Source organism: Holdemania sp. (assembly GCF_986127675.1).
This window is the reverse complement of record NZ_CFQZWI010000121.1, coordinates 1-7,386: the sequence shown is the minus strand read 5'-3', so window position 1 is coordinate 7,386 and position 7,386 is coordinate 1. Positions and strand designations below refer to the sequence as shown.

The following is a 7,386-nucleotide window of genomic DNA, read 5'->3' as shown; positions in this document are numbered from 1 at the left end:
CCGGCGGTCAATCAGCTGCATGATGATTTCCTGAAAACTCAGGTCGTCTCTCAGCTGATTACAATAGAAGACTGCCGCAAGTTCCAACCGTTGATCAAGCGTTGGATCGTCAATGTGATCAAGTTTTTTGCACCGTTGATGTAACTGAAATCAAGCGAAGAAATAAAAATGCGCTGGATTCTCACTTTGCCTGTGGGAACTCAGCGCATTTTTTTGATTCAGGATCAAGTCTTCTACCGTCAGACAGAGAAAGTTGCGTTTCAGCGGCAAGATAGCTCCTGGAAATCAATCGAAATATGAAACCAGGATCATTCTTGATCGGAGCTCGCCGATGATTGATCGCTGTCGCTCAGTTTAAAATCTTCCGTCTTTCCTTCACTGTAAAAGCGTCCACAGGCTGCGGTGAATTTTAAGACGCAGTAATCCGGATCGTCGACTCCCAATGGATAATACATCGTGTCCGTCGGCTGCCAGATCGACGCTTTGGCTTCATGATCTGTCAGAACTTCCATCGTTCCTTTTAACTGAATTCCGACGAATTTCTGCTTTCCCTGCTTGTAAAAGTAAACGCTGGCTTTTGGCTGAGTCCGAAAGATCTGAACCTTTTGCGAGGAGGTGTTGGTAGAGAAATAGAATGCGGTGCGGCCGTCAATCCGCCGCGGGGCGAACATTGCTTTCTGACTTGGAAATCCATCCTCGTCAACGCCGGCGACCACGGCAACTTTCTGTGTGCGAATAAAACGGATGATTTCATCTTGATTCATCATGCTCTTAACCCTCATTTCTTTCCTGATTTTGTTCGGCCTGACGCAGTGTTGTCAAGATTCGCCGCAGATAGGCTTCAAACTGATCCTTTTCCGCTTCGCTGAACCCGGTGTAAAAAAGGACGTTCATCCGTTGGGAAACAGCGTCGTATTTCTGCTGGAGTGAAACGGCGTAATCGGTCAGCGTGATCAACGTCTGCCGGCGATTGTCCGGATTGCTTTCCCGCCGCACGATGCCATGCGCGACCATCGTATCAATCATGATCGACACCGTATTTTTAGCCAGGGATGTCCGCTTGCTGATTTCGCTGATCGTACAGGGGGATTGCTTCCACAGGACGAATAAAATCCGGCCCTGACCGCCGCTGATCTTCAATCCTTGCTCGCTTAAAAAGCGTTCAAAGATTCGATCTTGAAGCTGTTTAATCTGCGTGATGTAAAAACCGCCTAGTGTTTCGATGGGGACCACCTCGAGGATTTCAACTATATGTTCTATATAGAACTATAAATATGATAATCCATTCCCAATCTGCCGTCAAGCCTGAATCTGAATGAAAAAGGTCTGGATTCCAGACCTTTTCCCTCCTGTAAAGTTGTTTTGTTTACTGCAGGCGGTTGATGACGCGATCCCAGGTGTTGTTGCCAATGACTCCGTCGACCGTTAAGCCATTGAGAGCCTGGAAGGTTTCCACAGCACGCTTGGTGTTCTGACCGAAGTTGCCGTCGACGACCAGGCGTGGATTGGGAGCGATCAGCTCATTCAGATATTGCTGGAATTTCTGGACACCCAGACCGACGTTGCCGACACGCAGCGTGCGCGTTGATTTGTTGCGCTCCACCGCCGGACTCGGCAGGTTTTTGAATTCCTGGATAATCTTATCCCAGGTCGTCTGTCCAAGAATGCCGTCGACATTCAGGTGATAAACATACTGGAAAACAGCGACCGCAAATTCGGTCTTCTGACCGTAAATGCCGTCCTCCTCCATCGGCGTCAGATTCGGCGCGGCCAGGATCTGGTTGATATAATACTGCATTTTCTTGACGTCGATTCCATTACTTCCCAACTGTAAGGTGTATGCCATTTTGCATTCCTCCTTTCCCTGTATGCTATGCGTTGAAACCGGGGTGGGTTAGGCGGGCAAAGGCGGATGTCAAACCGATTGATGAATTTGTCAGTTTTTACGCTGTGCACGTCGGTTTTTCCTGTATAATGAAGAAAAGGGGTTAATGTTGATGAAGAATGGGAAGGTCTTGGCAGCGGGGGCGATCGGTCACTTCCTGGTCGATTTTGCCTGCGCGGCGTTTCTGCTGCGGCATAATGGAGAAACGATATACTGGACGGAGCTGTTGATCCTTTATAATTTCTGCGCGTTTGCGCTGCAGATGCCATTGGGAATTCTGGCGGACCGCTGGCCGGCGCTTCCCTGGGCGGCCGGGGGTGCTCTTTTGTGCGCCGCGGGAGCCTTGCCGCTGCCGTTAGCGGCGCTGGGACTGATTTTGGGACTTGGCAACGCGGCGTATCATCTGGGGATTGGAAAACCGTTGATGGAGGCGGAATCCGGCAGCGCGGCACTGGGGATCTTTGTCGCGCCGGGAGCGCTGGGCATTACGCTGGGAACATGGGCCGCCAAGATGAATAGGATTTCGATCCTGCCGCTGAGCGTTGTTCTGATTGGGCTGGCGTTTGTTGTTTACCGGCTGCGGTGGCAGCCGCAGGAGCACCGGAGGGAAAAGAAATGTTCCTTTTCTTTAACGGGGGTGATCTGTTTGTTTCTTGTCGCCGCTCTGCGGTCCTTTGCCGGTTTCACCTGGCCGCTGTCCTGGAAAGCTCAGGCGTTGATTCCGCTGACATTGGCTGTCGCGGGGGGCAAAGCGGCGGGCGGGATCGCTGCCGATTACTGGGGACTGAAGAAAACGGCGCTGTTTTCGCTGGGCCTGAGCTTTCTTTGCTTTTTAAAAGCCAACTGGATCGTTGCCGGACTGAGCGGCGTATTTTTATTCAATATGACGATGCCGCTGTGTCTGAAGCAGATGCATCGACAGTTTCCGGAACATGCCGGATTTGTGTTCGGACTTTTAACGTTTGCGCTGTTTCTTGGGTTTGTGCCGGTGATCCTGGGCATAACGACGGTGACGAAAGCGCAGACGCTGATTTTGATCGCGCTGTCCTGGCTGGGTTTGGGAATGGCCTTTAAAAGGGGGCAGGACGATGTTTAGATCGCTGATTCTGTCGCTGATGATGACGTGGCTGCTGGAGCTGAGCTTTGCGTTTCTGCTGGGGATCCGGCGCTGGAAAGATCTGATTCTGATCATGTTGGTCAATCTGATGACCAATCCGGCGGTTGTTTACCTGGCGCTGACCTTCCGGTACTCCCTGCCTTCGTGGCTTCTGATTACGATGCTGGAAAGTCTGGCAGTCGTGGTGGAAGCACTGTATTACCGAAGCTATGCGCTGACGATCCGTCATCCCTGGCTGTTCTCGCTGGCGGCTAACGTTTTCTCCTATGGCGTCGGCTGGCTGCTGCAGCACGGCTGATCAATTAATGTCTGTGAAAGTCAGGCTGAAAAAGCGGACTTTCCTTGCGAAATCATCTTCATCATTTATTGATACAACGGATATTGCAGAACCGGAAACATCGAAGTCGTTTTATTGATATAGCGGATATTGCAGAAAGGGGGAAAAATCATGGAAAGAAAATCAGATTGGGTCATGATGAAAATTTTCAGCATTCTGATTCTGGTGGCGGGATTGTTGACACCGGTAAGCGCGGATGTGATCGCGGAACCGCAAGATCCTTTTTATAAAGAACATGCCGAAGAATGCACTTATGTGGGGCAATATTATCGGGTAATTGCCGTCAAAGGTGCTCCGCTTTACGCCGCTCCGCAATCTGCGGAAGTCCTCGGACAGGTGCCGTTGGGAGAAGAAATCTGGATCGACTTTACGTATGTTTCAGAAATTGGCGATGTCTGGGGTGTTCAGGCGCTGGAAGGCGATCTGGCCGGTTCTTCAGTCTGGCTGAATCTGGCGGATCTTCAGACAGAAATGAATGATGCGATTTTTTTCAAGGAACATCAGGAAGAAATAGAACTGATCGACGACGTATTTGCGCCGGATTCTTTTTCCGGTTATTTATGCTTTTATGAGTATCCCGGAGCGGACAGTGTGTACGAATATACCGACGCTGAAAGTCTTCTGGAAAGCCCGGTGCCGGTGTGCGGGCTGTTTAAAACAGAGACGGAAGAGGTGTGGCTGTATACCCTTAATTATTTTAGACATCAGGGATGGTTTCAGCGCGATCAGCCCGTGGTGGAACAGGCGCCGCTTTTGAACTACCTGCGCGGTCATATTCAGGCAGATGAAGACGGCACGCTTCAGGTTGCTCCTTTTGTGACGCCGCAGCCGGCTGTCCTCACGCCGCAGCCGGACAGGACAGACAGACCGGCAAGACGCGGCTCAGTCCGCCAATACATCGCGATCTCTTCATCGCCGGATGGCTTGATCGGCGGTCTGGTGCTCGCTGTCGTTGTGGTGACCGGCGGTTTGATCGCTGTTTTCTGGAGAAAACCGAAACGCTAGCCAGCCTTGGCGAGGGACAAGACACAAGATCGAACGATGATCGTTGAGGCAAGGGGCGTGAAAATAAATGAAGAAAATCAAAAGCACAGAAGTGCATGGAAAAATACAGGGAGGGACAACGATGAAGAAGTTTTTGAAAATAGCCGCGGCGATGATGCTGCTCGCAGGCAGTGCGGCGACCCTGCATGCGGATCTGATCGTCTGTCCGGAGGATGATTTCTTCAAGGAACACGACGAGGAATGCGAGTATGTCGGACAGCTTTACACGGCGGCTGGGGATGCGGGGGTTGTCTATGTTTATTCCAGCCCGATTTCCAATGAAATCGTCGGAGAAATTCCCAACGGCACAGATATCTGGATTGATTTTACTTACCAGACGAAAGAAGGCGTTTTGTGGGGCGTGCAGACGCCGCGGCGCGATCTGAGTCTGGGGCAGTGGATGAATCTGACGGAATTTGAAATCGCAAAGACAGCCGAGGATTTCGAGCGGGAACATCAGGATGCGCTGGAGCCCATCGAGCAAACCTACACTCTAAACGAACCGCGCGGCTATCTGACGTTGTGGGAATATCCGGGATCGGAACACATTGAAAATTACATCGACAGCTGGAATTTGGATCCCAAGACGGTCATTCGGATCACGAAGAAATATACGGACGAGTCAGGACAGGTCTGGTTCTATATTGAGGTTGACGCGGGGATGTATGGCTGGATTCGGGAAGGTCAAAAGCTGACGCCGATGGGCTGGAAAATTACTGGTATCTGGATCAGGGAACGTATGCCCCGACGAAGCCGACGCCCCGTCCGACTGCCCCGATCCCGCGCGTTCCGCTCGATTCACCGCGGCCGACCCACGGTTCTGTGGATCCTTATCTTAAGAAACGCCCGGAGTTTACGCTGATGCTTGGCGCGGGCATTGCCGGCGTGATCGCCCTGACTGCGCTGACGATCGTCCGTTTCTGGAAAAAACGATAACCGTTTTTGCGCGTGGAATAATCCACGCAGGTCAGTAATTTCAAGTTTATCAATCTCGTTAAAGCGAACATGTCCAGTGGAAACGTTCGCTTTTTTATTAAATTTATACGCTTTCCCGGAAGAAATGAAGCTGATTTTATTCGTTAAATTTCACATAAAATTCACAACAAATAAGATTGACAAGCGGGAAGATCAGAGTAAAATGTTAGTATCCTAACAAAAAGGGAGTGATACTGATGCAGCGAAGAATTGGTTATGAAATTCGTGAAGTCCAACAGATGATTCATCAAAAGATGGAACAATTCCGTCACGAGAACGGCTGTGAACTGACGTTAGTTCAAACTCGGACAATCGGTTTTTTGATTGCCAGTCGGGGGCAGGATGTCTTCCAGCGAGATCTGGAAAAGGAATTGCGCATTCGCCGGTCGACCGCCAGCGAAATTCTGAACGTCCTGGAGCGCGACGGTTATCTTCATCGAATTCCCGCCCCGCATGACGCCCGGCTGAAAAAACTGGTGCTGACTGAAAAGGCGCTGCAGCTGAATCAGAAGATGACCGAGAATATTGATCGGATGGAAGCCCTGCTTTCCCAATCGATCTCCCCGGATGACCAGGAACACTTTTTTTCTGTTTTGGATCAATTAAAAAAGAATCTGGAATAACGTAAAAGAGGAAGGAGAATGTTATGATTCAACGATTGCTTCAAGAAGTAAAAGAATATAAAAAAGCTTCCTTGCTCGCGCCGGCGCTGATGGTCGGCGAAGTGGTCATGGAGCTGATGCTGCCGTTTTTGATGTCGTTCATCATTGACTCCGGCGTCAATCAGGGCGACATGGCCGCGGTGTTTAAATACGGAGCGCTGATGCTGCTCTGTGCATTTTTATCTCTGTTCTGCGGGATGCTGAGCGGAAAATATGCGGCGTACGCTTCGGCAGGGTTTGTGAAGAATTTGCGGAAAGCGATGTTCGAAAGTATCCAGAAATTCTCATTTGCCAATATTGACAAATATTCGACCTCTGGTCTGGTTACCCGCATGATGACCGACGCGACCAATGTCCAAAACGCCTATCAGATGATTCTGCGGATGTGCGTGCGCGCGCCGCTGATGCTGGTGGTGGCGATGTCGATGACGTTTATGATCAACGGCAAGCTGGCGATGGTCTTCTTCTACGCGATGATTTTTCTGGGGGCGATCCTGAGCTTCATCACGCTGAAGGCCCATCCGATGTTCCGCAAAACGTTCCGCAAATATGACGATTTAAACGCGAGCGTTCAGGAAAACGTCACGAATATCCGCGTTGTCAAAGCGTATGTCAAGGAAAGTGCGGAGACCGATAAATTTAAAACCGCAGCCGGCAACCTGAAAAAGATGTTCATGAAAGCTGAGAACATTCTGGTGTTCAACAATCCGGTCATGCAGCTGACGATGTATTGCTGCATCCTGGCGCTGAGCTGGATGGGTGCGCGGATGATCGTCGGCAGCGCGCTGACAACGGGCGAGCTGATGAGCTTGTTTACCTACACGATGAATATCCTGATGAGTTTGATGATGCTGTCGATGATCTTCGTCATGCTGAGTATGTCGATGGCTTCGGCCCAGCGAATCGCGGAGATTCTGGAGGAAAAGCCGAGCATCGTCAATCCGGAAAATCCGGCGATGACTGTGGCCGACGGCTCGATCGAGTTCGATCATGTGGCGTTCGGTTATTATGCCGGAAAGGATAAATATGTTTTAGAAGACATTAATTTGAAGATCAAAGCCGGAGAAACCATTGGAATTCTCGGTCCGACCGGTTCCAGTAAATCCACGCTGATGAGCCTGATTCCACGACTATATGACGCCAGCGAGGGCACAGTCCGCGTCGGCGGCGTCGATGTCCGTCATTATGATCTGGATTCGCTGCGCAACAGCGTCGCGATGGTATTGCAGAAAAACGTCCTGTTTTCCGGGACGATCAAGGATAATCTGCGCTGGGGCAACGAACAGGCCACGGATGAGGAAATGATCCATGCCTGCAAGCTTGCCTGCGCCGACGAGTTCATCCGGCAATTCCCGAAGGGTTACGA

General features: G+C 50.7%; 9 protein-coding genes. 6 read left to right on the top strand and 3 right to left on the bottom strand.

The features are described from left to right. Nucleotides 1–308: 308 nt before the first annotated feature. The 3 genes from AC5OW4_RS13465 to AC5OW4_RS13455 form a co-directional block, all read right to left on the bottom strand. A complete protein-coding gene (locus tag AC5OW4_RS13465; protein ID WP_072684684.1) occupies nt 309–767 on the bottom strand; it encodes a pyridoxamine 5'-phosphate oxidase family protein in 459 nt (152 codons plus the stop codon). Nucleotides 768–771: 4 nt separating this feature from the next. After that, nucleotides 772–1,233, bottom strand: coding sequence for a MarR family winged helix-turn-helix transcriptional regulator (locus AC5OW4_RS13460; RefSeq protein ID WP_159432797.1), 462 nt, complete (start codon nt 1,231–1,233; stop codon nt 772–774). Between the two features lie 133 nt (nt 1,234–1,366). Next, nucleotides 1,367–1,846 (bottom strand): peptidoglycan-binding domain-containing protein, encoded by a 480-nt coding sequence (locus AC5OW4_RS13455; protein ID WP_072684685.1) that lies wholly within the window; start codon nt 1,844–1,846, stop codon nt 1,367–1,369. Nucleotides 1,847–1,997: 151 nt separating this feature from the next. Here AC5OW4_RS13455 and AC5OW4_RS13450 point away from each other — a divergent pair, with 151 nt between their 5' ends. The 6 genes from AC5OW4_RS13450 to AC5OW4_RS13425 form a co-directional block, all read left to right on the top strand. Next, nucleotides 1,998–2,981: a hypothetical protein gene (locus AC5OW4_RS13450; RefSeq protein WP_139248619.1), complete on the top strand. Its 984-nt coding sequence runs from the start codon at nt 1,998–2,000 to the stop codon at nt 2,979–2,981. Beyond that, the gene (locus tag AC5OW4_RS13445) at nt 2,974–3,300 is read left to right on the top strand and encodes a hypothetical protein (RefSeq protein WP_072684687.1); all 327 of its coding nucleotides are present in this window, start codon (nt 2,974–2,976) and stop codon (nt 3,298–3,300) included. Before AC5OW4_RS13450 ends, AC5OW4_RS13445 begins: the two co-directional genes overlap by 8 nt. 150 nt (nt 3,301–3,450) lie before the next feature. Beyond that, nucleotides 3,451–4,344, top strand: coding sequence for a hypothetical protein (locus AC5OW4_RS13440; protein ID WP_072684688.1), 894 nt, complete (start codon nt 3,451–3,453; stop codon nt 4,342–4,344). A gap of 121 nt (nt 4,345–4,465) precedes the next feature. Beyond that, on the top strand, nt 4,466–5,245 hold the full coding sequence (locus tag AC5OW4_RS13435) for a hypothetical protein (RefSeq protein ID WP_072684689.1): 780 nt from the start codon (nt 4,466–4,468) through the stop codon (nt 5,243–5,245). A 310-nt stretch (nt 5,246–5,555) separates the two neighbouring features. Then, entirely contained in the window at nt 5,556–5,981 is a 426-nt protein-coding gene (locus tag AC5OW4_RS13430) for a MarR family winged helix-turn-helix transcriptional regulator (protein WP_072684690.1), read from the top strand. 23 nt (nt 5,982–6,004) lie between these two features. Then, on the top strand, nt 6,005–7,386 hold a 1,382-nt coding region (locus AC5OW4_RS13425), incomplete at its 3' end, for an ABC transporter ATP-binding protein (RefSeq protein ID WP_493677083.1).

Bases quoted from the DNA above. Each gene is read 5' to 3' on its own strand.
- AC5OW4_RS13465 (WP_072684684.1), bottom strand. From the start codon at position 767: ATGATGAATCAAGATGAAATCATCCGTTTTATTCGCACACAGAAAGTT.
- AC5OW4_RS13455 (WP_072684685.1), bottom strand. From the start codon at position 1,846: ATGGCATACACCTTACAGTTGGGAAGTAATGGAATCGACGTCAAGAAA.
- AC5OW4_RS13430 (WP_072684690.1), top strand. From the start codon at position 5,556: ATGCAGCGAAGAATTGGTTATGAAATTCGTGAAGTCCAACAGATGATT.
- AC5OW4_RS13435 (WP_072684689.1), top strand. From the start codon at position 4,466: ATGAAGAAGTTTTTGAAAATAGCCGCGGCGATGATGCTGCTCGCAGGC.
- AC5OW4_RS13445 (WP_072684687.1), top strand. From the start codon at position 2,974: ATGTTTAGATCGCTGATTCTGTCGCTGATGATGACGTGGCTGCTGGAG.
- AC5OW4_RS13440 (WP_072684688.1), top strand. From the start codon at position 3,451: ATGGAAAGAAAATCAGATTGGGTCATGATGAAAATTTTCAGCATTCTG.
- AC5OW4_RS13450 (WP_139248619.1), top strand. From the start codon at position 1,998: ATGAAGAATGGGAAGGTCTTGGCAGCGGGGGCGATCGGTCACTTCCTG.